Raw genomic sequence first — 23,302 nt, 5'->3', positions numbered from 1 at the left:
TCCCCCAACGACGGTCTCGGCCGAACAGTGCACCGATGGCCACGGAATCCTCCCCGTCCCCCGGCGCGGGCCGCGAAACCCGCGCTCTCAAAGCGAACGATGAACCATTTCGAGGACGGTGTGGATACCGAACGCCAATTCCGGCCGCAATCGGCCACCCGCGGCTCCATCTTCGGTCCCGGGTAAACCGGCGGAGCCCCTCGGGCGACGCCGCACTCACCCGGGCGGGCGCCGTCCACCGCCGGCGCCGACCCCGCTCACCTCGGTGGAGAGCGCTCTCCCCGGCACCGTCCCGCCTCCTCGGTGCCGCTCGCTAGGCGGACGTATCGTCCCGCAGCCGCCGCCGGACGATCTTCCCCAGTGCATTTCGGGGCAATTCCGTCCTTTGTCGAAATTCTTCGGGAACCTTGTAATGCGATAGATAGCGCTCGCAATGGCGGCGCAGCTCGTCCGCGGAGAACGGGTAGGCGGGATGCTCGACGACGTGCGCCACGACGCGCTCGCCGCGCCGGTCGTCCGGCATTCCGACCACGGCGCAGTCCAGTACGGCGGGGTGGCGGCGCAGCACGTTCTCCACCTCGGTCGGGCGCACGCTGAACCCGCTCACCTTGATCATGTCGCGGCGCCGGCCGAGGATGGTGACGAACCCGTCCCCGTCCATGACCGCGATGTCACCGGTGCGCAGCCAGCCCTTCGACAGCACCTGCGCGGTCGCCAGCGGGGCGTTCCAGTAGCCCGCGAACACCTGCGGCCCCCGCACCACCAGCTCGCCCGCCGCGCCGGCCGGCAGCACGCGCGTCGGCCGCTCCGCGTCCACGATCACGGCGTCCGTGCCGGGCAGCGGCACGCCCACGGTCGGGTGCCGGGGCGCGCCGATCGGGTTCGCGGTGACGGCCGGCGACGCCTCCGTCAGCCCGTAGCACTGGATCAGCCCGCGCGCGCCGAGAGCGTCCAGCCGTTCGATCGTCGCGGCGGGCAGCGGCATCGCACCGCTGATGAACACCCGGACCGACCGCAGGTCGGACGCCCGGAACCGGGGGCTCGCGATCACCTGCTCGTACAGCGGCGGCACCCCCGGGAAGATCGCCGGGCGGTGCCGGCGCAGCGCCCGCACCACCCGGGCGCCGTCGAAGCGCGGCAGCAGCACCACCGCGCCCGCGTTCATCACCGGCGCGACCAGGGAGCTCGTCAGCCCGAACGAGTGGAACAGCGGCAGCACGGCGAGCGTCACGTCCCGTCCCGGCCGCGCCCCGGTGTCCCAGGCGTGCTGCTGGGCGGCGTTCGCGACGAGGTTGCGGTGGGTCAGCATCGCGCCCTTCGCGCCGCCCTCCGCCGAACCCGTGTACGCGATCACCGCGATGTCGCGGCGCGGGTCCACGGCCGGGTACCGCGCGCGGCCCCGCGACCCGCGCCCGAGGTCCCGCCACCGGATGACGCCCGGGTCGGGCGGCACGTCCGCGGTGATCCTGGCGCGGCTCCGCTGGCTCTGCACCAGCGGCAGCCGCAGCACGAACCGCCGCCACAGCGGCAGGTGCCCCGTCAGCGACGTGACGATGACGTGCTCCAGCGCCGTCGCGTCCCGGACGGCGCGGACCGCCGCGTACGAGCGGTCCAGCACCACCGCGACGCGGGCGCCGCAGTCGGTGAGCTGGTGCAGCAGCTCCGCCTCCGTGGCGAGGGGGTTGTGCGGGACCGCGATCGCGCCCCGCCGCAGCACCCCGAAGAACGCGGCAGCCAGCTGGGGGCAGTTCGGCAGGATCAGCGCGACCCGGTCGCCCGGCTGGACGCCGAGCCGGTGCAGACCGGCCGCGACCCGGTTCGCGGCCCTCCGCAGCCGCCGGTAGGACGTCCGGCGCCCGAAGAAGAGGAGCGCGGTCCGCCGCGGGTGGCGCGCGGCGGCGTCGTCGAGGAGCCGTGTCACCGGGATGCCGGGGATCTCCGGCTCGAAGGGAACGCCGGGCTGGTACCACCGCCGCCACGGTAAGGAGCGTCGTGACGAGGGCCACATGGTCGCAGATTCAACCACTTATCGGACGTTCGCGCGCGCCTGCCGGGCGGCCGGCCCGTCGCGCCGCTTCCGGAGCCATCCACATCATCCGCTCATCCTGCATGGTGAGCCCGCCGCAGGGTAAGGGGGCGGCCGGAAGCACCACCGGGGGGACGACATGGCGGACGACGCGGCCACACTGACGTTCGTGGGCAACGCGACCACGATCATCCGGTACGGCGGGATGACCCTGCTCACCGACCCGAACTTCCTGCGCCGGGGGCAGCGCGCCTACCTCGGCCACGGCCTGTCCAGCAGGCGCCTGAAGGACCCCGCGATCCCCGTCGAGGAGCTGCCCGAGCTGGACGCCGTCGTCCTGTCGCACCTCCACGGCGACCACTGGGACCCCGTCGCCGAAGGGCACCTCGACCGCCGCCTCCCGATCCTCACCACCGATGCCGCGGCGCGCGCCCTGTCCCGGCGCGGCTTCCGGTGGGCGGAGGGGCTGCCCACCTGGGACGCGCAGCCGATCCTCAAGGGCGACCACAAGATCACCGTGACCGCGCTGCCGGCGCGGCACGCCCCCGGGCCGTTCGGGGCGCTGCTGCCGCCCGTCATGGGCTCGCTGCTGGAGTTCGGCCCCCGCCAGGGCGATCCCGTCCTGCGCGTCTACATCAGCGGCGACACCGTCATGTACGACGGCCTCGCCGAGATCCCGCGCCGCTTCCCCGGCATCGACGCCGGGATCGTCCACCTCGGCGGGACCCGCCTCCTCGGCCTCCTCACCGTCACCATGGACGGCCGGCAGGGCGCCGAGTGGCTCGACACGGTGGGGTGCGCCACCGCCGTCCCGATCCACTACGACGACTACACGGTGATGAAGTCGCCGCTCACCGACTTCGAGCGCGAGGCGCGCCGCCGCGGTCTCGCCGACCGCCTGCGGTTCGTCGCGCGGGGCGCCACGATCTCGCTGCGGCGCCCCGCGCGCTCGCGCGTCGAGGTGCCTTAGACGGCGCGTCCGTCGGCTACGCCGCGTACGGGCGCGTCCGCCGGGCGTCGCGCAGGACGGACGCCCACCAGTCGAGCCGGTCCAGCAGCGTCTTCGCCGCCGTGTCCGCGCCCTCGGTGCGGGTGAGGTTCCCGTCGGCGTCGAACCGCTCGAAGTGGTTGTCGAAGGACACCCCGTCGCGGATCGCGACAGCGTGCAGCTCCGCGAACACCAGCCGGAGATGCTCGACGGCCCGCAGGCCCCCGCTCACCCCGCCGTACGACACGAACCCGACCGGCTTCGCGCGCCACTCCTCGTAGTGCCAGTCGACGAAGTGCTTCAGCGCCGCCGGGTAGCTGTGGTTGAACTCGGGCGTGACCACGATGAACGCGTCCGCCGCGTCCAGCCGCCGGGCGAGCGCGGCCAGCGGCTCGGGGCGGTCCCCGAACGGCGCGACGGACGCCGGCAGCGGAACGTCGGCGAGGTCGACGACACCGGCCTCGAACGCCCCCTGCCGCCGGACGTGGGCGGCGATCCAGTCCGCGTAGCGCGGCCCGTGCCGGCCGTCCCGGACACTGCCGATGATGATCTCGAGTCTGAGCGCCATGGTGGTCTCCTTCGTTGCGGTGCCTCCAACCTCGCGCGCCGCGGGCGCCGCAGGGAGGCCGCCGTTATACAGGCCCTGACAGGGCCACCCTCCCGAGCGCGGCCGCGGGTAGATTCCGACCGTGAGCGACAGAGAGCTGGGCGCGTTCCTGCGCGCGCGACGCGAGGCCGTCACCCCCGCCGAGGTCGGCCTGCCGTCCGGGGGCCGCCGCCGGACGCCGGGCCTGCGCCGGTCCGAGCTCGCGACCCTGGCCGGGATCAGCGTGGAGTACCTCACCCGGCTGGAGCAGGGCCGCGACCGGCACCCGTCCGCCGAGGTGCTCGGGGCCCTGTCGGACGCGCTGCTGCTGCCCGCCGACGCCCGCGTCCACCTGCGCATCCTCGCCAAGGGCCGGGGTCTCGGCGCGTGCTGCGCGGGGGTGCCCCCGACCGTCGCGGTGCGGCCGTCCGTCCGGGCGCTGGTGGCCCGCCTGGAACCCGCGCCCGCTCTCCTGGTCAACCGGCTCGGCGACATCCTCGCCTGGACGGGCGGCTACGACCGCCTCGCCCGCCCCGTCGGGCTCCTGGACGGCGCGCCGCCCAACCTCACCCGCTTCCACTTCACCGACGAGCGCGCCAGGACCGCCTACCCCGACTGGGAGCACGTCGCCGACGAGCGCGTCGCCGCCCTCCGCGCGGGCTTCGCCTCCGACGACCCGCACCTGCGCGACCTCGTCGACGAGCTGACCATCACCGCGGGCGCCCCGTTCGGCCGCCGCGCCGGCGGGCCGCCGCGGCTCCCGAACCGCAATGGGGCCGAGCGGTTCGTCCATCCGTCCCTGGGCGAGCTGCGGCTCGTCTACGAGACGCTGGAACTCCCGGTCGCCGACGACCAGCAGCTGATCGTCTACCTGCCGGGCGACGAGGCGACCGCCGAGGCCCTCGACCGGCGCGAACCCGTCCGGCTGCGGGCCGTGCCGGGCTGACGGTGCGGGCCGCCCTGCGCGCTTGCTCAACGCCGCCTTAAGCGAGGTATAAACGGGCAGCCAGACGTGCCCCGGGATGCGAAGTTCGTGGCGTGGAACTGCGAATGAGCAAGAACACCGGTTCGTTCCTCCCCGCCGCGCCGGGCCGGCGGGAGCGCCCGCCGGCGGTCGCGCGGGCCTTCCGGTCGCTGCGGCCCGCGCACCGCGAGATCCTCACCGAGACCGTCCTGCGCGACCGCTCCGTCAACGAGGCCGCCGCCACCCTCGGGGTGCCGGTCGACGTGGTCAAGCTCCGCGTCTACGAGGCGCTCCGCGAGCTGCGCAGCGTCCTGGACGCGCCGCGCCCCGTCCGCTGAGCGGCCGGAAAACCCGTTGCCCGAGGTCGTCCCGTCCGGCACCTTGGGTGGTGCGGGTCTTCGTGGCGCAGGGGAGAGCGCGCCTGGTTGCGGACCAGGAGGTCGCAGGTTCGAATCCTGCCGAAGACACGGCGTTCGCGGTGTGGAGGTCCGCACGCCGGGCTGTGGCCCCGGAGGTTCCGGTTCGATCCCGGACGATCGCCCTGACTCCGGCGTGTTCGCCGGGCCCATCGTGTCGGTGGGGGCGAGTATGGTCTCGGTGGACGCGAGAGCGATGACCGCACCGGACCGTCGGGAGGGACATGAGCGCACAGGCCGTCGAACCGTTCGGCTGTGAGCCTCCCGAGGTGCCGCGGACGATCGGGGCGATCAGCGAGGCGCTGCCCGACGATCTGCGCAGGCTCTTTCTCGAGCAGGTCATGACGGCCCGGCAGGGGCCCGAGCTCGACGACGTGATCACCGCGTGGTGGGCGCAGGCGACCCTGGAGCGCGATCCGGACCACGCGCGCCGGCTCGCCGACGCGATGGCCGGGCGCGACCGCGTGCCGCTCGCCGAGACCCTGCGGCGTCGCTCCTCCGGGTGAGCGGATTCGAGCGCGGCTGGACGGTCTTCTGCACCGAGAGCGTGTCGGACGTGCTCACGTCCCTGCCCGAGCCCGTGCACGACGAGCTCGTCGAGAGGCTGTGCGCCCTGGCGGAGATCGGCGGGGGCGCGATCGCCGTGGGCCTCCCGCCCCCGGGCGCCCCGCTGGACGATGTGGGGGTCCACTACTCCTACGCCCTGCACGGCCTCCCCGCGATCGCCGAGTACCTGGTGATGGCGGACATCCGCGAGTTCCGCATCGTCTCGCTCACCTGGGCGGGCTGAGCCGGGTCGGGGATGTGCGTCGCCTCGGGCGGCGAGGGGCCGTCGGGCGGCGCGGTCATGGAGGGGTGAGCGGCGCGGCGAACGCCCAGCCCTTCGCGAGGAGGTCCTCGGTCGCGGCGACGGCCGCGGCGAGGCGCCGCTCGTGGGGGCCGGTCACGGTGATGTGCGGCAGGCCGCGCTCCTCCAGTTCCTCCTGGAAGCGGGAGGACATCCACGTGCGGATGGCCTCGCCGTCGCGCCAGCCGTCCTGTTCGAACGGGACGCCGTCGGGTGAGGTCAGAATCCACAGATGGTGCGGGGTGCGGGCGTGGACGGCCTCCACCTCGGGGGCGGGGGAGCCGAGGTACCGCTCGTGCCACAGCGCGGTCGCGAACGCGTCGGTGTCGCAGACCAGCAGGGGCGAACCGGAGCGGGCGGCGGCCTCCTCGAGCGCCGCGTGCCGCTCGGCGATCAGCGTGAACTCGGGGGACTCCCAGGTCAGGTCGTCCAGCCACAGGTCCGGGTCGGCGGCGGCGCGGCGCGCGGCGGCGAGCTTCTCCTCGGTGTAGGTGCGGCCGTACTCCGGCACCCAGCGGGTCGGCGCCCAGACGCCGCCGCGCCCGGCGAAGTGCGCGGCGAGGGCGCGCGCGAGCGTCGTCGTCCCGGTCGACTCGGCGCCGACGACCACGACGCGGCGGGCGAGGTGCCCTCGGACGGGCGGCGCGAGCCACTCCCAGGCGCCGGCCGGGTCGTCGCGGACGGCGGTGCCGCTGACCGGGAACCGGGCGCGCGGCGGGTCGACGGGCACGTGCGCGGCGGAGAACCGGGCGGCGAGCTCCGCGCCGTACGCCTCCGAGCTGAACACCGCGTCCACCGGCGGGACGGACACGCCGAGGCCGGAGCGGAGCGCGAGCCCGGCGCGGAACGCGGCGACGTGCGCCGACCACGCCTCACCCGAGTCGTAGTCGATCTCCGCGTCGTCCACGACGGGCACGATCTCGACGTTCGGCTGCCGGTGGACCTCGCGCAGCCAGGCCGTCCGCAGCGCGAGGGGGATGCTCTCCACGCTGGACGCGGCGGCCACGACGGTGACGCGGTCGCACACCGCCGCGGCGCTGTCGATGAGGTGGTGGTGGCCGGCGTGCGGCGGGTAGAACTTCCCGACGACGAGGCCGTGCGCGTACCGGGTCATGCCGCGGCTTCGGCGGCGGCGCGCGTCCGCAGGTCCTTGCGCCACGCGGACAGGCCGAGGACGCAGAGGGTCAGGAAGACGATGTAGAGCGCGCTCGTCAGCTTGAGGTCCTTGGAGAAGTACAGCGGGATGTAGACGAGGTCGGCGGTGATCCAGATCCACCACGACTCGACGAGCTTCTTCGACTGGCCGTAGACCGCCATGAGCGAGAGGCATGTGGTGAGGGCGTCCCAGAAGGGGACGGTGGAGTCGGTCCAGACCGACAGCATCCAGGTCAGGAAGGCGGTCCCCGCCACGCCCGCCGCGACGAGCGCGCCCCATTCGCGGGACGTGGTGCGCCGGACGGGCAGGGTGTCGCGGCCGTCCCCGCCGTAGAGCCACACCCACCAGCCGTAGCACTGCAGGCCGATGTAGACGACCTGGAGCCCGGAGTCGGCGTAGAGCCCGCTGTCCAGGAAGACGAGCCCGAGCAGGATCACGTTCGCGATGCCGATGGGCCAGTTGAGGATGTTCTGCCGGACGACGAGCCAAACGTTCACGGCGCCCGTGGCGAAGCCGAGGAGTTCGGCCCAGGTGGTGGGGACGCCGCCGAGGTGGAAGGCGGGCTCCATGAGCGGACCGAGCGGGATATCTACCGACATGCCAGCAAGGATCACATATCGTCAGTCAGACGACAAGTCGAAGCCCGCCCTCCTTCACGCGACGATGAGCAGCGGGTTCTCCAGGAGTTCCGCGAGGCGGGCGAGGAACTTCGCGGCGGTGGCGCCGTCGCAGGCGCGGTGGTCGACCGACAGGGTCACCGCCATCCGCTTGCCCGGGACGACCCGGCCGTCCCGCACCACCGGCTCGTCGCGGACGGCGCCGACCGCGAGGATCGCCGCCTCCGGCGGGTTGATGACCGCCGAGAACGAGCCGACCCCGAACATGCCGAGGTTGCTCACGCTGAACGTCCCGCCCGACATGTCCTGCGCGCCCAGCCTCCCCTCGCGGGCCCTGACCGCCAGCTCGCGGGTCTCCGCGCCGATCCGCGACACGCTCTTGCGGTCCGCGTCCCGGACGACGGGGACGACCAGGCCGTCCGGGACGGCGACCGCGACGCCGACGTGCACGCGCCCGTGGAACAGCAGCGCGTCCTCGGTGTAGGAGACGTTCACCTCCGGGTGCTCGCGCAGCGCCGTCGCGACCGCCTTCACGACCAGGTCGTTCACGCTGACCCGTGCGGGGGCGAGGACCTCGTTGAGCGTGGCGCGGAACGCCGCCAGCGCGCCCGCGTCCACCTCCCGGTTCAGGTAGAAGTGCGGCGCGTCCCGCTTGCTCTCGGTGAGCCGCCGCGCGGCGACCTTGCGGAACCGGTTCAGCGGGACGGCCTCGACGTCCGGATCGTCCTGCGCCCGGGTCCGGACGGGCTCGGGCGCGGCGGGGACGGCGGACGCCTCGGCGCGGATCGCGGCCTCGATGTCGGCGCGGACGATCCGCCCGCCCGGACCTGAGCCGGTCAGCGCGGCGAGGTCCACCCCGTGGTCGCGGGCGAGGCGCCGGGCCAGCGGGGACGAGGGCGGACGCGCACCGTCCGGACGCCGCACCGCCAGGGGCGCGGACTCCGGCTCGGATTCGGGTTCGGGTACGGGTGCCCGCGCGGGGGCCGGAGCCGGATCGGGTGCGGGGACGCCGCCCGCCGGGGCGATGACCGCGATGGGGGCGCCGATCGCCGCCGTCTCGCCCTCCGCCACCAGGATCCTGTCGAGGACGCCGTCCTCGTACGCCTCGTACTCCATGACGGCCTTGTCCGTCTCGATGTCGCACAGGACGTCGCCGGCCCTGACCTCGTCGCCGGGCCTCTTCTGCCAGGAGCTGACGACGCCCTCCTCCATCGTGTCGGAGAGGCGGGGCATGAGGATCTCGGTCATGAAGCGGGCTCCAGGGCGCGGCCGGTCGCGGCGAGGGTGGCGCGGACGGCGGTGAGCAGGGAGCCGGCGGACGGCAGCGCCGCCGTCTCCAGGGACTTCGCGTAGGGGAGGGGCACCTCGGCCATCGCGACGCGGCGGACGGGCGCGTCCAGCCAGTCGAAGGCGCCCTCCTGGACGGTCGCGGCGATCTCGGCGCCGATGCCGTAGGTCAGCCAGTCGTCCTCGGCGACGACCGCGCAGCCGGTCCTGCGCACGGACGCGACGATCGTCTCCCGGTCGAGCGGACGCAGGCTGCGCAGGTCGACGACCTCGGCGGAGATCCCCTCGGCGGCGAGTGTGTCGGCGACCTCGGCGGCGACCCGCGCCATCCGCGAGTAGCCGATGATCGTGATGTCGGTGCCGGGCCGGGTGACGGCCGCGCGGCCGATCTCGGCCGGTTCGACGGCGTCGATCGCGTCCGGCAGCTCGCCCTTGGTGTTGTAGAGCGCGAGGTTCTCCAGGAACAGGACGGGGTCGTCGTCCCGGATCGCGGCCTTCAGCATCGCGGACGCCTCGGCCGGCGTGCTCGGCGCGACGACCTTCAGGCCGGGGATGAACGCGTAGAACAGCTCGACGTTCTGCGAGTGGGTGGCGCCGAGCTGCTGCCCGCCGCCGCCCGGCGTGCGGATGACCAGCGGGACGCTGGCCTGCCCGCCGAACATCCCGTAGATCTTCGCGGCGTGGTTGACGATCTGGTCGAGCGCGAGCAGCGAGAAGTTGATCGTCATGATCTCGACGACCGGGCGGAGGCCGAGCATGGCGGCGCCGATGGCGGCTCCGACGAAGCCCTCCTCGGCGATCGGGGTGTCGCGGACGCGGCGCGGCCCGAACTCCTTCAGCAGCCCCTCGGTGATCTTGTAGGAGCCCTCGAAGAGGCCGATCTCCTCGCCCATGAGCAGGACGTTCTCATCGCGCAGCATCTCGGCGCGCAGCGTGTCCCGGAGTGCCTGGCGGTAGGTGACGGTTGCCAACGGACGCTCCTCAGGACCGGAACACGGGGTCGGCGGGCAGCCGGCGCTGCTCGCCCGCGACCGGGGTGGCGTAGGTGTAGTCGAACAGCGTGGAGACGTCCGGCTGCGGGCTGGCGTCGGCGAACGCGGCGGCGGCCTCGACCTCGGCGGTGACCTCGGCGTCGATCCGGTCGCGGTCCTCGGGGGACAGGATCCCGGCGTCGGCCAGCCGCCGCGCCGTCCGCGCGACGGGGTCGGCGTCCTTGAGGGCGTCCTTCTCCTCCTTCGACCGGTACCGCGCGGGGTCGACGACGGAGTGGCCCTTGAGGCGGGGGCTGACGGCCTCCAGCAGGTACGGCCGGCTCTCGCTGCGGGCCCGCTCGACGGCGAGGCGGGCGGCGTCCCGGACGGCGACGACGTCGGTGCCGTCCACGCGGGCGCTCGCCATCCGGTACGCGGCGCCGCGCTTCCACAGCTCGGGCTCGGCGGCGGACCTCTCCACGGCGGTGCCCATGCCGAGGCCGTTGTTCACGACGACGAAGACGGCGGGCAGGTCCCAGAGGGCGGCGATGTTCAGCGCCTCGTGGAAGCCGCCGATGGCGGTCGTCCCGTCACCCATCTGGCACATGACGACGTCGTCGCCGCCCTTGTAGGAGACGGCGAGGGCGGCGCCCGCGGCGAGCGGGACCTGGCCGCCGACGATGCCGTACCCGCCGAGCAGCCGGGCCTCGGCGTCGAACAGGTGCATCGACCCGCCCCAGCCCTTGGACACGCCGGTCGAGCGGCCGTACAGCTCCGCCATGACGCGGTCGGCGCCGATGCCCTTGGCGAGCGCGTAGCCGTGCTCGCGGTAGTTGGTGAACAGGTAGTCGGTGGGGCGCAGCGCCGCCATCAGCCCGACGACGGTCGCCTCCTCGCCGAGGTTGAGGTGGCAGTACCCGCCGATCTTCGCCTCGGTGTAGGCGCGGGCCGCGCGCTCCTCGAACCGCCGGACGAGCAGCATCTGCCGGTAGAAGCCGACGAGCGTCCCGGCGGTGTCGGGCGCCGCGGGGACGGCGGTGTCGGGCGCCTCCGCCCCGGCGGTGTCGGGCGGCTGCGGGAGCCCGGGTCCGGGACGCGGCGTGCGCGGCCCGCGCGACCTGCGGGCGCGGGCCGGTGCGGCCTCGCCTGCGGACCGGGCGGCGGACCGGGTGGGGGTCTCGGCCATCTCGGCGACCTTCCTGTTTCCGGGCGGGCGCCGTAGGATCGCCACGACACCCACCGATCATCATTGATCAATGATCGATCAAATCATATTCAGGTCCCCGGTCACTTACAAGAGCGCCGCATCTACCATGGGATGCCGTGACCACGCCCAGCACCGCCCAGCTCGTGCGCACCGGGCTCGCCGAGCAGATCCGCGAGTTCCTGGTGGAGGGGATCAGCGCGGGCCGCTGGGAGCCGGGCGAGCGCATCGTCGAGCGCCGCATCGCCACCGAGCTCGGCGTCAGCCAGGGGCCGGTGCGCGAGGCGCTCCGCCAGCTGGAGGCGCAGCGGCTCATCGAGACGCTGCCGAACCGGGGCGCCCGCGTCCGCAAGTTCACCGAGGAGGACCTCGCGGAGATCTTCCCCGTCCGGGCCGGGCTGGAGCGCACCGCCGCCGAGCTGGCCCTCCCGCGCATCGAGCAGCGGCTGGACGCCCTCACCGAGCACAACCGGCGGCTCGCGGAGGCCGCCCGGCACGACGACCGGCACGAGCAGACGCGGCTGAGCATCGCCTTCCACCGCGAGATCGTCGCGTCGGCCGGGAACCGGCTGCTGGTCTCCGTCTGGGAGGGCCTGGACATCGAGTTGTGGACGACGCTGTCGCTCCGCCTCCACAACACCGAGATCTACTCCAAGTCGGCCGAGCACGCCGAGCTCATCGAGGCGTTCCGCCGCCGCGACCCGGACGCCCCCCGGATGCTGCACGACCATGTCATGAACTACGCCCCCTGACGCCCGTATCCTGCGTGCATGCCCGCCATGCCCGCGCCCGGCGACCTGCTCGGGAACCGCTACCGCATCGACTCCCCCCTCGGCTCCGGGGGGATGGCCGAGGTCTGGCGCGCCCGCGACCTCGTCCTGAACCGGGCGGTCGCGGTGAAGGTGCCGCGCTCGGACTGGCCTGAGGAGCTCACCGCGCGGCTGCTGCGCGAGGCGCGGGCCGCCGCCGGGCTCGGCCATCCGAGCATCACCGGCGTGCACGACTTCGGCGAGTCGGACCTGCACGGCGCGCGCATCCCGTACGTGGTGATGGAGCTGCTGGACGGCGAGACCCTCGCGGCCCGCCTCGCGCGCGGGCCGCTGCCGCTCCAGGAGGCGGCCGGGGTCTGCGCCCGCATCGCGGACGCCCTCGCGGCCGCGCACGCCGCCGGGGTCGTGCACCGCGACGTCAAGCCCGAGAACGTGTTCCTGACGCCGGTCGGCGTGAAGGTCCTCGACTTCGGGATCGCGTTCACCGGCACGTCACCGGGCTCCGGCCGAGTCATCGGCACGCCCGCGTACGTGGCGCCCGAGCTGCGGGCGGGCGCGGAGCCGACGCCGGCCGCCGACGTGTACGCGCTCGGCGTCATCCTGCGGCAGGCGCTGCTCGGCGGCCCGCCCTCCGCCGAGTTCGGCGGTCTGCACGAGCTTCCGGACGGCATCGGTCGGCTGCTGCGCAGCGCCCTGGCGACCAGCCCGGACGCGCGTCCGGAGGCCGCCGAGACGGCCCGCGTCCTGGCGGACGCCGCCGGGATCGACCTCGCGCCGCTGCCGACCGCGCCGCCGCCGGCGGCCCCCGCGCCCGAACCGGAGCCGAACCCGACGCGGGTCCTGGACGAGCCCGCGCCGCGCCCCTCCCCGAAGAGGCCGCTCATGGTCGTGGGCGCGGCCGTCGGCGCGGTGACCCTGGTGGGACTCCTGCCGGCGGCGCTGTCCTCGGAGGGGGAGCGTCCGGCCGCCGCCCCGCCGGAGACCCCGTCCGCGAAACCGGCCACTCCATCGCCGACGGCGTCGCCGACCGGGGCGCGCACCCGCTGCTCGGTCACGTACACGCTCGACGGCAGCTGGCCGAACGGGTTCCAGGCGACGGTCCGCATCACGAACCTCGGGGACGCGCCGGTCGACGGGTGGCGGCTGGCGTTCGCGTTCCCGGACGGCCAGCGCGTCACGCAGATCTGGAACGGCGGCCAAGAGCAGCAGGGGCCGGCCGTGACGGTGACGGCGGCCCCCTACAACCGGTCGATCGCGCCGGGCGGCACGGTCGAGTTCGGGTTTCTCGGCAGCCGGGACGGCGGCGACGGGGAGCCGTCCGGATTCACCCTCAACGGCGGGCGGTGCGTCCGGGGCTGACGCTCGTGGGAGCGCTCCCATAGACTGCCCGGGACCACTTTTCCGGACAGATGGGGCACGCATGGGCTTCCCCGAGGGATTCCTGTGGGGCGCGGCCACGGCCGCGTACCAGATCGAGGGCGCGGCGGCCGAGGACGGGCGGACGCCCTGCATCTGGGACACCTTCAGCCGCGTCCCCGGCAAGGTCCTCAACGGCGACACCGGTGACGTCGCCGCCGACCACTACCACCGCCGCCGCGAGGACGTCGCCGCGATGGCCCGGCTCGGCCTCTCCGCCTACCGCTTCTCCATCTCCTGGTCGCGCGTCCTGCCCGGGGGGAGGCCCAACCGGAAGGGCCTCGACTTCTACTCGGCCCTGGTCGACGAGCTCCTCGAAGCGGGCATCGCGCCGGTCGCGACCCTCTACCACTGGGACCTGCCGCAGGAACTGGAGGACGCCGGAGGCTGGCCCGTCCGCGACACCGCCCGCCGGTTCGCCGACCACGCCGAGCGGATCGGCCGCGTCCTCGGCGACCGCGTGCACACCTGGACGACGCTGAACGAGCCGTGGTGCTCGGCGTTCCTCGGCTACGCCGCCGGCGTGCACGCCCCCGGACGCGTCGAGCCGGAGGCCGCGCTCGCCGCCGCGCACCACCTCAACCTCGCGCACGGCCTCGCCGTCCGGGCGCTGCGCGGCGTCGTGTCGCCGACCGCGCGGCACTCGATCACGCTCAACATGCACCAGCTGCGCGGCGAGCCGGACGCCGTCCGCCAGGTGGACGGCATCGCGAACCGCGTGTTCCTCGACCCGGTCCTCGGACGCGGCTACCCCGAGGACGTCATCGCCGACACCGCCTCGGTCTCGGACTGGTCGTTCGTCCGCGACGGCGACGACGCCGTGATCGCCGCCCCCCTCGACGTGCTCGGCCTCAACTACTACTCGCCGACGCTCGTCCGCCGCTGGGACGGGACCTCGCCCCGCGTCCACGCCGACGGCCACAAGCAGGGCGCAGCGTCGCCGTTCGTCGGCTGCGACACGGTCGAGTTCCTCCGGCAGCCCGGTCCGTACACCGCGATGGGCTGGCCGGTCGACGCGAACGGCATGGAGGAGATGCTGCTGCGCGTCCACCGCGACCATCCCGGCGTCCCGCTGATGATCACAGAGAACGGCGCCGCGTTCGACGACGAGATCGACGCGGGCGGCCGCATCGGGGACGCGGACCGCATCGCCTACCTCCGCGACCACATCGCGGCCGTGGAAAGCGCCATCGACGCGGGCGCCGACGTCCGCGGGTACTTCGCCTGGTCGCTGCTCGACAACTACGAATGGGCCTACGGCTACGCGAGGCGCTTCGGCCTGATCCACGTCGACTACGCCACCGGGAACCGCACCTGGAAGGACAGCGCCGCCTGGTACCGCGACCGGATCGCGCGCGCCACCGCCTGACGTCCTGAGCGGGCGTGCCACGGGTTCCCGATGGCGCGCCCGTTCAGGACGAGTCGCGGAGGACCAGGTGGGGCTTCAGGATGATTACCGGGTCGTCCAGGGTCTCGCCCTGGATGCGCGAGATGAGGAGGCGGGCCATCTCGACGCCCATCTCCTCGGGGGACTGGTGGACGCTGCTCAGCGGCGGGTCCGCCAGGGGCGCGGCGGCGGAGTCGTCGAAGCCGATCACGGCGACATCGTGCGGGACGCGTCGGCCGAGGCGGCGCAGGACGCGCAGCGCGCCGAGCGCCATCGGGTCGCTCGCGGCGAACACCGCGTCCAGTTCCGGCTCCCGCGCGAGCAGCTCCTCGGCGGCGGCGATGCCGCCGGCCTCGCCGAAGTCGCCGTAGGCGACGAACTCCGGCAGGCCGGCGTCCGCGAGGGCCTCCCGGTAGCCGGCCAGGCGGTCGATGCCGACCCCCATGTCCTGCGGTCCGGCCAGCGTCCCGATCCGCCGCCGGCCGCCCTCGATGAGGTGGCCGACGGCCTCGCGGGCGCCGCTGCGGTTGTCGACGTCGACGTAGCTGACCGGTGACACGCCCGGCGGCCGGCCGCCGAGGACGGTCGGCACGCCGTTGGCCTCCAGCTTCGCCGGCAGGGGGTCCTCCGCGTGCAGGGAGGTGAGGAGGACCCCGTCGACGTGCTGGGTGGTGAGGTAGTTCTCCAGCCGGGCGTACTCGTCCGGCGTGCGGGCCAGGGCGAGCAGGAGCTGCAGGCCGGTGCCGGCGAGCCCGTTGCCGATGCCGCGGATGATGCCCGCGAAGTACGGCTCGCCGAACAGCCGCTGGTCGGACTCGGCGACGACGAGCGCCACCGTGTCCGTGCGGTTGGTGACGAGGGCGCGGGCCGCGCGGTTCGGCACGTATCCGAGCTCCTCGATCGCCCGCAGCACCGCCTCCCGGGCCCGCGCGCTCACCCGCGGCGACCCGTTGACGACCCGCGACACGGTTCCGCGTCCGACCCCCGCCCGCGCCGCGACCTCCTCAAGGGTCGGGCGCGTGCTCCTGCCCGCCATCGGGCCCCCTTCTCTCACGGTTGTCCGGTTCCCTCGCCGTGCCCGGCGCGCTGGCCGCGTCCGGGCAGGCCGCCCCGCCCGATCACGCCGGCGTACCAGCGCGCGCTGTCCTTCGGGACGCGGCGCTGGGTGGCGTAATCGACGTGAACGAGCCCGAACCGCTTCGAATAGCCCCACGCCCATTCGAAATTATCCAGGAGCGACCAGGTGAAGTAGCCGCGAAGCGGAACTCCCTCGGTGATCGCCTCATGACAGGCGCGCAGGTGCCCGTCGAGGTACGCGATCCGCGCGGCGTCCCGGACGGTGCCGCTCTCGTCCAGGACCTCGTCGTAGCCCGCGCCGTTCTCCGTGATGTACAGCGGGACGGACGGGTACTCGCGGCGCAGCCGGGTGAGGATCTCGTGCAGCCCGGACGCGTCGATCTCCCAGCCCATGCCGGTGACGGGGCGTCCCGCGGGCACGAACCGGACATGGTCGCTGCCGACCCACGGCGACTGCGTGGAGAACGGCGACGACGCGGTCTGCGCGGCCTCGCCGGGGGTGCCCGCGACGGTGTGCCGCGAGTAGTAGTTGATGCCGAGGTGGTCGATCGGGCGGCCGATGACGGCCAGATCCGCGTCCGACGGCGCGAACCCGTACGGCCCTGTGTCCGCGAGGACGTCCTCGGGGTAGCGGCCGAGCAGCAGCGGGTCGAGGAAGAGCCGGTTCTGCAGCCCGTCGATGCGGCGGGCCGCGTCGACGTCCGCCGGGTCGCCGGTCGCGGGCGACACCGCGTAGAGGTTCACCGCGGCGCCGAACCCGTTGTCGGGTGTGCGCGCCCGCATCGCCTCCACCGCGAGCCCGTGCCCGAGCAGCAGGTGGTGTGCGGCGCGCAGCGACCCGGCGGGGTCGATCCGGCCGGGCGCGTGCTCCCCGGACGCGTAACCGAGGAACGCCGCGCACCACGGCTCGTTGACCGTCGTCCAGTTGCGGACGCGGTCGCCGAGCGCGGCGTGGACGAGGTCGGCGTAGTCGGCGAACCTGTGCGCGGTCTCGCGCTCCGGCCAGCCGCCGGCGTCCTCCAGGGGCTGGGGGAGGTCCCAGTGGTAGAGGGTCGGCCACGGCTCGATGCCCGCCGCCAGGAGGGCGTCCACGAGCCGGCGGTAGAAGTCGAGCCCCTCCTCGTTGGCCCTGCCGGCCCCGGCGGGTTGCACGCGGGGCCAGGAGATGGAGAACCGGTAGGCGGTGAGCCCCAGGTCGGCCATGAGGGCGATGTCGTCGGCGAACCGGTGGTAGTGGTCGACGGCTATGTCCCCGTTCTCGCCGTTGAGCACCTTGCCGGGAGTGCGGCAGAAGGTGTCCCAGATGGACGGGCCGCGCCCGCCCTCGGCGGCGGCGCCCTCGATCTGGTAGGCGGCCGTGGCGGCGCCCCAGCGGAACCCGGCGGGGAACCGGATCTCCGTGCTCGTCTCGTTCCGCAGCGACGTCACGCCTTGATCGCACCTTCCATGATTCCGCCGATGATCTGGCGTCCGAACACGATGAACACGACGAGCAGCGGCAGGATCGCCACCGTGGTCCCCGCGAACATCAGCGTGTAGTCCTTGAAGTAGGCGTTGGCCAGGTTGTTGATGGACAGCTGGACGGTCGGGTTGTCCGGGCTGAGCACCGCCAGGGGCCACATGAACTCGTTCCAGGTCTGCATGAACGTGAACAGGCCGAGGACGCCGGCGGCGGGCCGCAGCGCGGGCAGGACGACGCGCCAGTAGATGCCGAACGTGGTGCAGCCGTCGACGCGGGCGGCCTCGATCAGCTCGTCCGGGACGGCCTGGTCGGCGTACTGCCGCATCATGAACACGCCGAACCCGGTGACCAGGAACGGGATGATCACGGCCTGCAGCTGGTTCTGCCAGCCGAGCTTCACCATGATCATGTAGAGCGGGATGATGCCCATCTGAACCGGGATCATCATCGTCGCGATGATCGTCAGGAGCAGGGCGTTCTTGCCGCGAAAGCGCAGCTTCGCGAACGCGAACCCGGCCAGCGAGGCGAAGAACACCGTCGAGACCGTCACGCACCCCGACGCGATGAACGAGTTCAGCAGGCCCTTGGCGAAGTAGGCGTCGGGGTTGTCGAACAGCCGGCCCATGTTGTCGGCGACCTGCCCGCCGGGCAGGACCGGCGGCGGGACGTCCGAGACGACGTCGTTGCTCCGGGTCGCCACGACGATCATCCAGTAGATCGGGAAGATCGACATGAGGAGCGCGGCGATCAGTGTGAGGTAGGTCAGCGGGCTCGCGTTCCACAGCCCCCGGAACCTGCCGGGCCGCTTTCCGGCACCCGCGGAGCGGGTCAGCAGCATGCTCATTTCGCGCCCCCCGTACGGCGGATGAAGAGGAAGTTGAGCAGGGAGAACACGATGATCATGAGGAACAGGGCCCAGGCGACCGTGGCGCCGTAGCCGTAGCGGTCGTCGCCGAACGCGTTGTCGAACATGTACATCGTGATCGTCTGGAACTGGTGCAGCGCGCCGCCGTCCATCTTGTTGGGCGTGTCCACGCTGAACAGGACGGGCTCGGTGAACAGCTGCAGCCCGCCGATGGTCGAGATGATCACCGTGAAGATGATCGTGGGACGCAGCAGCGGCACGGTGATCTGCCAGAACTGCCGGATGCGGGACGCGCCGTCGATCGCGGCGGCCTCGTAGAGGTCCTTCGGGATCGCCTGCATCGCGGCGAGGAAGATGAGCGTGTTGTAGCCGGTCCAGCGCCAGTTGACCATGGTGGCGATCGCGGCCCACGACCAGCCGCGGGAGACCTGCCAGTCGATCGGGCCGATGCCGATCAGGTCGAGGCCCCAGTTCACGAAGCCGTAGTCGTGGTCGAACAGCTGGGCGAACACGATCGCGACGGCCGCGGTCGAGGTGATCAGCGGCGCGACCATCCCGATCCGGAACAGGGTCGGCGCGCGCATCGTCCGGTTCAGCTGGCTCGCCAGGAACATCGCGATGATCAGCTGCGGGATCGTCGACAGGGCGAAGATGCCGAGCGTGTTGACGGTGGCGTGCCAGAAGTCGCCGTCCGTCAGCAGGTACTCGTAGTTGTCGAGGCCGACCCACTCGCGCTCGCCGGAGGCGAGGCCCCAGTCGTGCAGCGACACCCAGAGCGTGTAGACGAGCGGGAACGCGCCGAAGATCAGGAAGACGAGGTAGAACGGCGAGATGAAGGCGTACGGGGCGCCCTTCACATCGAGCCGGGCGAGGCGGGCGCGCCAGGTGCGGCGGGCCGCCGGCGGGCCGTCCGGCGGTGCGGGCCGGCGGCCTTTCCGGCCGGGGCGCAGATCGGTGGCCATGCGCCTCCTTCCGAGGTGGACGGGTCGGAACGGGGAACGGGGGCGGTGCCGCGTCGGGAGGTACGGGACGCGGCGCCGCCCCCGTGTCTTGCGAGGAGTGGTACTAGAGGGGGACCGGGGTCACCGGGCGGCCTTCTCGGCCTCCTCGACGGCCTTGCTCCATGCCTCTTCCGGCTTGACCTTGCCCTGGCCCACGGCGATCAGAACGTTCTCGACGGCCTGCCGGACGTCCTCGTTCTTCGGGCCGAGGTGGACGGGCTTCACCTGGGCGGCCATGTCACTGAAGATCTTGCCGGTGGGGGCGTCGTTGAAGTACGGGGACTTCGCCTCGGCGACCGCCGGGTCCTGCGCGGCCTGCGGGGAGGACGGGAAGGTGTTCTTGTCCTTGAAGGCGCCGATCTGGCCCTGCGGGGACGACAGGAACTTCGCGAGCTCCGCGGCCTCCTTCGGGTGCTTGGTCTGCTTGGGGACGGCGAGCCACGAGCCGCCCCAGTAGCCGCTGCCGCCCGGGACCGTCGCGACGTCCCACTTGCCCTTGCCGTGTTCGCCGGAGAACTCCTCGATGCCCCCGAGCATCCAGGACGGGCACGGGAGGGTGGCGAAGGTGTCGCGCTTCAGCGCCGTCTGCCACGGCGGGGTGAAGATCGACATGTCGGCGGTGAGCTTGGCCTGCTCGAACTTGAGCACGGTGTCGAAGGCCTGCTTCACCGAGGGGTTGGTCTCGAAGACCAGATTGTTGCTCTTGTCGAAGTAGCTGTAGCCGGGGCCGGAGCCGGCGCCCTGCAGGACGGTGGCGCGCAGCAGGGCGGTGGGGCCGTCCAGCCACTTGGTCTTGGGCTGCTTCTGCTGGAACTTCTGGCCGGTGGACAGGAACGCGTCCCAGGTCGGCCAGAGCTTGGAGACCTCGTCGCGCTCGGTGGGCAGGCCGGCGGCCTTGAAGAGGTCCTTGCGGTAGCACATGCCGAGGGGGCCGATGTCGGTGCCGAGGCCGACGAGCTGCTTGCCGTCCGGGGTGACGCCCATCTGCCACTTCCACGGCAGGAAGTTCTTCTCGAGCTCCTTGCCGCCGTGGTCGAACAGGTTGACGAACTTGCCGCTCTGCTGCATGTAGGTGGGCAGCAGGCCCTCCTCGATGCCGACGACGTCGCCGGCGCCGCTGCCGGTCGCGATCCACTGCTGGAGGCGCGGCTTGTAGTCGTCGAGCGTGGAGACCTTGCGCTGCTTGATCTTAATGTTCGGGTGGGACGCCTCGTACTGCTTGTACAGCTGGTCGTACCCGAACTCGCCGAAGACGTCGACGGTCAGCTCGATCGTGCCGGAGCCGGAGTCGTCCCCGTCGTCGCCGCCGCACGCGACGGCGAGGCCGCCGACGAGCAGTGCGGCAACCGCCGTGCTCAGTCCGCGCCGCATGGTGGCCCTCATTGGCGGACCCCTCTCAGTCGTACTATCCGGTGGGTGGGTGTGGGAGCGCTCCCACGGATAAAAGACCGTGACGAGGTTCACTGTCAATGCGTCGCAACACAACCGTTACACGCAGGTGAACACCGGCCGTCGCCCGGACTGATCGTAGGGCACGGAGTCAGTGTCGATGTCAGGTGGTGTCCGCGCCGGTCAGGCGGGCGGCGACGGGAGCCGGCCCGGTCGAGTTCCGGACGACGAGTTCGGGCCGGTAAAGAAGTTCCGTCCGGGACACCGGAGCGCCCCTGATCTCGTCCAGGATCGTTCCGACGGCCGCGAGGGCCATCTCCCGGACGGGCATCCGGACGGTCGTCAGCGGCGAGTCGAGGTAGGCGGTGAGCAGCGAGTCGTCCATGCCCGTCACCGACACGTCCTCGGGGACCCGCAGCCCGCGCTGGCGGGCGGCGCGGATCGCGCCGAGCGCCATGATGTCGTTCCCGCCGCAGATCGCCGTGCAGCCCGCGTCCAGCAGCTCCGCCGCCGCCGCCTGGCCGCCCGCCACCGTGTACATCGTGTTGACGATCAGCGACTCCACCTCGTCCGGGGCGATGTCGGTGTGCGCCGCCATGCCGCGGCGGAAGCCCTCCGTCTTGCGCCGCGTCGGGACGTACACCTCCTGGCCGATCGCGAGGCCGATCCGGCGATGGCCCATCGCGGCGAGGTGCCCGACCGCCGACTCCAGGGACGCGACGTCGTCGCTGGAGACGAACGGCGCCGCGATGTCGGGCCGGTGCCCGTTGACCAGCACGATCGGGAGCTGCTGCTCCAGCAGCCGGACGTACCGCGCGCGGTCGGAGTTGGCGTTGGCGTGCAGGCCGCTGACGAAGATGATCCCCGCGACGCCGCGCTCCAGCAGCATCTCGATGTACTCGTCCTCGGCGACGCCGCCGGGCGTCTGCGAGCACAGCACCGCCATGTACCCGTGCCGGGCCAGGGCGCTCTCGATGATCTCGGCGAAGGCCGGAAAGACCGGGTTGGTCAGCTCGGGGATGATCAGCCCGATCAGCCCGGCCCACCGCTGCCGCAGCCGGGCCGGGCGCTCGTAGCCGAGCACGTCCAGCGCGGTCAGCACGGCCTGGCGGGTGGCCGCGGACACGCCCGGCTTCCCGTTCAGCACCCGGCTGACCGTGGCCTCGCTGACCCCGGCATGGGCCGCGATGTCCGCCAGGCGCGTCGTCATGGGTCTCAACCTACTTCTCCTCCCACAGGGCCGTGTCCGCCGGCAGCTCGACGGCGCCGCCGTCCACGCGCACGGGGCCGCTCGCGAGGAGCGGGGTCCCGGACAGGGGCAGCCGGACGGGGCGGTCGCCCAGGTTGACCGCGCAGACGACGGCGGCCGCGCCGCTCTCCCGGACGAAGATCATTGTGCCGTCGGGGCCGGGCGTCCAGCGCAGGGTCCCGTCGCCGAGCGCGGGATGCCCGCGGCGGATCCGCAGCGCGGCCCGGTACAGCTCCAGCATCGATCCGGGGTCGGCCTCCTGCGCCTCGACGGTGAGGGCGCGCCACGCGTCCGGGATCGGCAGCCAGGACGCGTCGCCGGACCCGAACCCGAACGGCGGCGCCTCGCCCGACCAGGGCAGCGGGACGCGGCAGCCGTCGCGGCCCGCGTCGTTGCCGCGCAGCCGCTGCGGGTCGTGCAGGAACTCCTCCGGCAGGTCGAGGACCTCGGGGAGGCCCAGCTCCTCGCCCTGGTAGACGTACGCCGAACCGGGCAGCGCGAGGGTCAGCAGCGCCGCCGCGCGGGCGCGCCGGAGCCCCTTCTCGCCGCCGCCGTAGCGGGTGACGTGCCGCTTGACGTCGTGGTTCGACAGGACCCAGGTGGGCGCCGCGCCGACGATGTCCGCCGTCCGGATCGACTCCTCGATCACCTCGCGCAGCGCGGCGGCGTCCCACGGGGCGGTCAGGTAGTGGAAGTTGAACGCCTGGTGCAGCTCGTCGGGGCGGGTGTAGGCGGCGAGCCGCTCGGGGGACGGCGCCCACGCCTCGGCGACCCCGATCCGCTCACCGGGGTAGGTGTCGAGGAGCCGGCGCCACTCGCGGTGGATCTCGTGCACGGCGTCCTGGTCGAAGTACGAAAGGACGGCCGTGCCGAGCATCTCGACCTGGCCGGCATGGCCCACGTCGGGCAGGCCGGGCGCCTTCTTCATGCCGTGCGCCACGTCCACCCGGAAGCCGTCGACGCCGAGGTCGAGCCAGAACCTCAGGACGTCCAGGAACTCGGCGTGCACCTCCGCGTCGTCCCAGTTCAGGTCGGGCTGCTCCGGCGCGAACAGGTGCAGGTACCACTGGCCGTCGGGGCCGCGCGTCCAGGCGGGTCCGCCGAAGACCGACTCCCAGTCGTTGGGCGGCCGCGACCCGTCCGGGCCCCGCCCGTCCCGGAAGACGTAGCGGCCGCGCTCGGGGGAGCCGGGCCCGGCGGCCAGCGCGTCCCGGAACCAGGGGTGCCGGTCGGACGTGTGGTTCGGCACGACGTCCACGATGATCCGCAGCCCGTGCGCGTGCGCGTCCGCGATCAGGTCCCGGGCGTCGTCGAGGGTGCCGAACAGCGGGTCGACGTCGCGGTGGTCCGCCACGTCGTAGCCGAAGTCGGCCATGGGGGAGACGTAGAACGGGGTGAGCCACAGCGCGTCCACGCCGAGCCGCCGCAGGTACGGCAGCCGGGACCGGACGCCGGGCAGGTCGCCGACGCCGTCCCCGCCCGAGTCGGCGAAGCTCCGCACGTACACCTGGTAGATGACGGCGTCACGCCACCAGCGGGAGGTCGTCCCGGACGGCTCGTGGGCGGCGGGCACGGCGAGGGCTTCCTGCGTCATCGAGGTCCTTCGTGGGTCAGGAGGAGGGAA

At 73.0% G+C, this 23,302-nt stretch carries 22 protein-coding genes and 2 tRNA genes; 10 read left to right on the top strand and 14 right to left on the bottom strand.

Translation table 11 applies throughout. The annotated features are described in order from the left end of the window. Positions 1-313: 313 nt before the first annotated feature. Positions 314-1,921: an AMP-binding protein gene (locus tag IE99_RS0109255; protein ID WP_245623126.1), complete on the bottom strand. Its 1,608-nt coding sequence runs from the start codon at positions 1,919-1,921 to the stop codon at positions 314-316. Positions 1,922-2,165: 244 nt separating this feature from the next. On the opposite strand from IE99_RS0109255, the gene IE99_RS0109250 reads away from it, so the two are divergent. Beyond that, positions 2,166-2,996: an MBL fold metallo-hydrolase gene (locus IE99_RS0109250; protein WP_030166720.1), complete on the top strand. Its 831-nt coding sequence runs from the start codon at positions 2,166-2,168 to the stop codon at positions 2,994-2,996. Between the two features lie 16 nt (positions 2,997-3,012). On the opposite strand, the gene IE99_RS0109245 is transcribed toward IE99_RS0109250, so the two are convergent. Then, positions 3,013-3,582: an NADPH-dependent FMN reductase gene (locus IE99_RS0109245; protein WP_030166717.1), complete on the bottom strand. Its 570-nt coding sequence runs from the start codon at positions 3,580-3,582 to the stop codon at positions 3,013-3,015. Between the two features lie 121 nt (positions 3,583-3,703). On the opposite strand from IE99_RS0109245, the gene IE99_RS0109240 reads away from it, so the two are divergent. The 6 genes from IE99_RS0109240 (at position 3,704) to IE99_RS0109220 (ending at position 5,770) form a co-directional block, all read left to right on the top strand. Further along, positions 3,704-4,546, top strand: coding sequence for a helix-turn-helix domain-containing protein (locus IE99_RS0109240; RefSeq protein ID WP_030166705.1), 843 nt, complete (start codon positions 3,704-3,706; stop codon positions 4,544-4,546). 104 nt (positions 4,547-4,650) lie between these two features. Next, positions 4,651-4,902, top strand: a complete 252-nt coding sequence (locus tag IE99_RS0109235) for a sigma factor-like helix-turn-helix DNA-binding protein (RefSeq protein WP_030166703.1) — start codon at positions 4,651-4,653, stop codon at positions 4,900-4,902. A 56-nt stretch (positions 4,903-4,958) separates the two neighbouring features. Next, a tRNA-Arg gene (locus tag IE99_RS0109230) sits at positions 4,959-5,031 on the top strand. 1 nt (position 5,032) lies between these two features. Beyond that, positions 5,033-5,106: transfer RNA gene (locus tag IE99_RS31785), tRNA-His, on the top strand. A gap of 98 nt (positions 5,107-5,204) precedes the next feature. Next, positions 5,205-5,486, top strand: coding sequence for a hypothetical protein (locus tag IE99_RS0109225; protein ID WP_030166700.1), 282 nt, complete (start codon positions 5,205-5,207; stop codon positions 5,484-5,486). Continuing rightward, positions 5,483-5,770, top strand: a complete 288-nt coding sequence (locus tag IE99_RS0109220; protein WP_030166697.1) for a hypothetical protein — start codon at positions 5,483-5,485, stop codon at positions 5,768-5,770. Before IE99_RS0109225 ends, IE99_RS0109220 begins: the two co-directional genes overlap by 4 nt. A 55-nt stretch (positions 5,771-5,825) precedes the next feature. Here the strand turns inward: IE99_RS0109220 and IE99_RS0109215 are convergent, their stop codons facing one another. The 5 genes from IE99_RS0109215 to pdhA are packed head-to-tail and all read right to left on the bottom strand — an operon-like array spanning position 5,826 to position 11,044. Next, a complete protein-coding gene (locus IE99_RS0109215) occupies positions 5,826-6,941 on the bottom strand; it encodes an AAA family ATPase (protein WP_030166694.1) in 1,116 nt (371 codons plus the stop codon). Beyond that, positions 6,938-7,582 (bottom strand): nicotinamide riboside transporter PnuC, encoded by a 645-nt coding sequence (pnuC, locus tag IE99_RS0109210; RefSeq protein ID WP_030166691.1) that lies wholly within the window; start codon positions 7,580-7,582, stop codon positions 6,938-6,940. Before pnuC ends, IE99_RS0109215 begins: the two co-directional genes overlap by 4 nt. Positions 7,583-7,636: 54 nt before the next feature. Beyond that, complete coding sequence (locus tag IE99_RS0109205; protein WP_030166688.1) at positions 7,637-8,848, bottom strand: dihydrolipoamide acetyltransferase family protein; 1,212 nt, start codon at positions 8,846-8,848, stop codon at positions 7,637-7,639. After that, positions 8,845-9,858, bottom strand: coding sequence for an alpha-ketoacid dehydrogenase subunit beta (locus tag IE99_RS0109200; RefSeq protein WP_030166685.1), 1,014 nt, complete (start codon positions 9,856-9,858; stop codon positions 8,845-8,847). Before IE99_RS0109200 ends, IE99_RS0109205 begins: the two co-directional genes overlap by 4 nt. A 10-nt stretch (positions 9,859-9,868) precedes the next feature. Then, positions 9,869-11,044 carry a pyruvate dehydrogenase (acetyl-transferring) E1 component subunit alpha gene (pdhA, locus tag IE99_RS0109195; RefSeq protein ID WP_084219408.1) on the bottom strand — a complete coding sequence of 392 codons (1,176 nt, stop codon included), beginning with the start codon at positions 11,042-11,044 and terminating at the stop codon, positions 9,869-9,871. Positions 11,045-11,181: 137 nt separating this feature from the next. Here pdhA and IE99_RS0109190 point away from each other — a divergent pair, with 137 nt between their 5' ends. From IE99_RS0109190 to IE99_RS0109180, 3 genes are all read left to right on the top strand, one after another. Next, positions 11,182-11,814, top strand: a complete 633-nt coding sequence (locus tag IE99_RS0109190) for a GntR family transcriptional regulator (protein WP_030166681.1) — start codon at positions 11,182-11,184, stop codon at positions 11,812-11,814. Between the two features lie 18 nt (positions 11,815-11,832). After that, entirely contained in the window at positions 11,833-13,191 is a 1,359-nt protein-coding gene (locus tag IE99_RS0109185) for a protein kinase domain-containing protein (protein ID WP_051712309.1), read from the top strand. 61 nt (positions 13,192-13,252) lie between these two features. Next, positions 13,253-14,617, top strand: coding sequence for a GH1 family beta-glucosidase (locus tag IE99_RS0109180; protein WP_030166677.1), 1,365 nt, complete (start codon positions 13,253-13,255; stop codon positions 14,615-14,617). Positions 14,618-14,660: 43 nt separating this feature from the next. Here IE99_RS0109180 and IE99_RS0109175 read toward each other — a convergent pair whose 3' ends face one another. From IE99_RS0109175 to IE99_RS0109145, 7 genes are all read right to left on the bottom strand, one after another. After that, entirely contained in the window at positions 14,661-15,671 is a 1,011-nt protein-coding gene (locus tag IE99_RS0109175) for a LacI family DNA-binding transcriptional regulator (protein ID WP_030166676.1), read from the bottom strand. Between the two features lie 14 nt (positions 15,672-15,685). After that, a complete protein-coding gene (locus IE99_RS0109170) occupies positions 15,686-17,140 on the bottom strand; it encodes a GH1 family beta-glucosidase (protein WP_051712308.1) in 1,455 nt (484 codons plus the stop codon). Further along, a complete protein-coding gene (locus IE99_RS0109165) occupies positions 17,137-18,018 on the bottom strand; it encodes a carbohydrate ABC transporter permease (protein ID WP_157610162.1) in 882 nt (293 codons plus the stop codon). The genes IE99_RS0109170 and IE99_RS0109165 overlap by 4 nt, the downstream gene beginning before the upstream one ends. Then, positions 18,015-19,001: a carbohydrate ABC transporter permease gene (locus IE99_RS0109160; protein WP_051712306.1), complete on the bottom strand. Its 987-nt coding sequence runs from the start codon at positions 18,999-19,001 to the stop codon at positions 18,015-18,017. The genes IE99_RS0109165 and IE99_RS0109160 overlap by 4 nt, the downstream gene beginning before the upstream one ends. 120 nt (positions 19,002-19,121) lie before the next feature. Continuing rightward, complete coding sequence (locus IE99_RS0109155) at positions 19,122-20,411, bottom strand: ABC transporter substrate-binding protein (RefSeq protein WP_245623125.1); 1,290 nt, start codon at positions 20,409-20,411, stop codon at positions 19,122-19,124. A 181-nt stretch (positions 20,412-20,592) separates the two neighbouring features. Beyond that, the gene (locus IE99_RS0109150; protein WP_037558946.1) at positions 20,593-21,639 is read right to left on the bottom strand and encodes a LacI family DNA-binding transcriptional regulator; all 1,047 of its coding nucleotides are present in this window, start codon (positions 21,637-21,639) and stop codon (positions 20,593-20,595) included. 10 nt (positions 21,640-21,649) lie between these two features. Continuing rightward, entirely contained in the window at positions 21,650-23,272 is a 1,623-nt protein-coding gene (locus IE99_RS0109145; protein WP_030166657.1) for a glycoside hydrolase family 13 protein, read from the bottom strand. Between the last annotated feature and the right edge of the window lie 30 nt (positions 23,273-23,302).

This window comes from Spirillospora albida, from assembly GCF_000718255.1.
Lineage (GTDB): Bacteria > Actinomycetota > Actinomycetes > Streptosporangiales > Streptosporangiaceae > Spirillospora > Spirillospora albida.
Note: the sequence above shows the minus strand (reverse complement) of the source record. Positions and strands in the feature narration are given on the sequence as shown.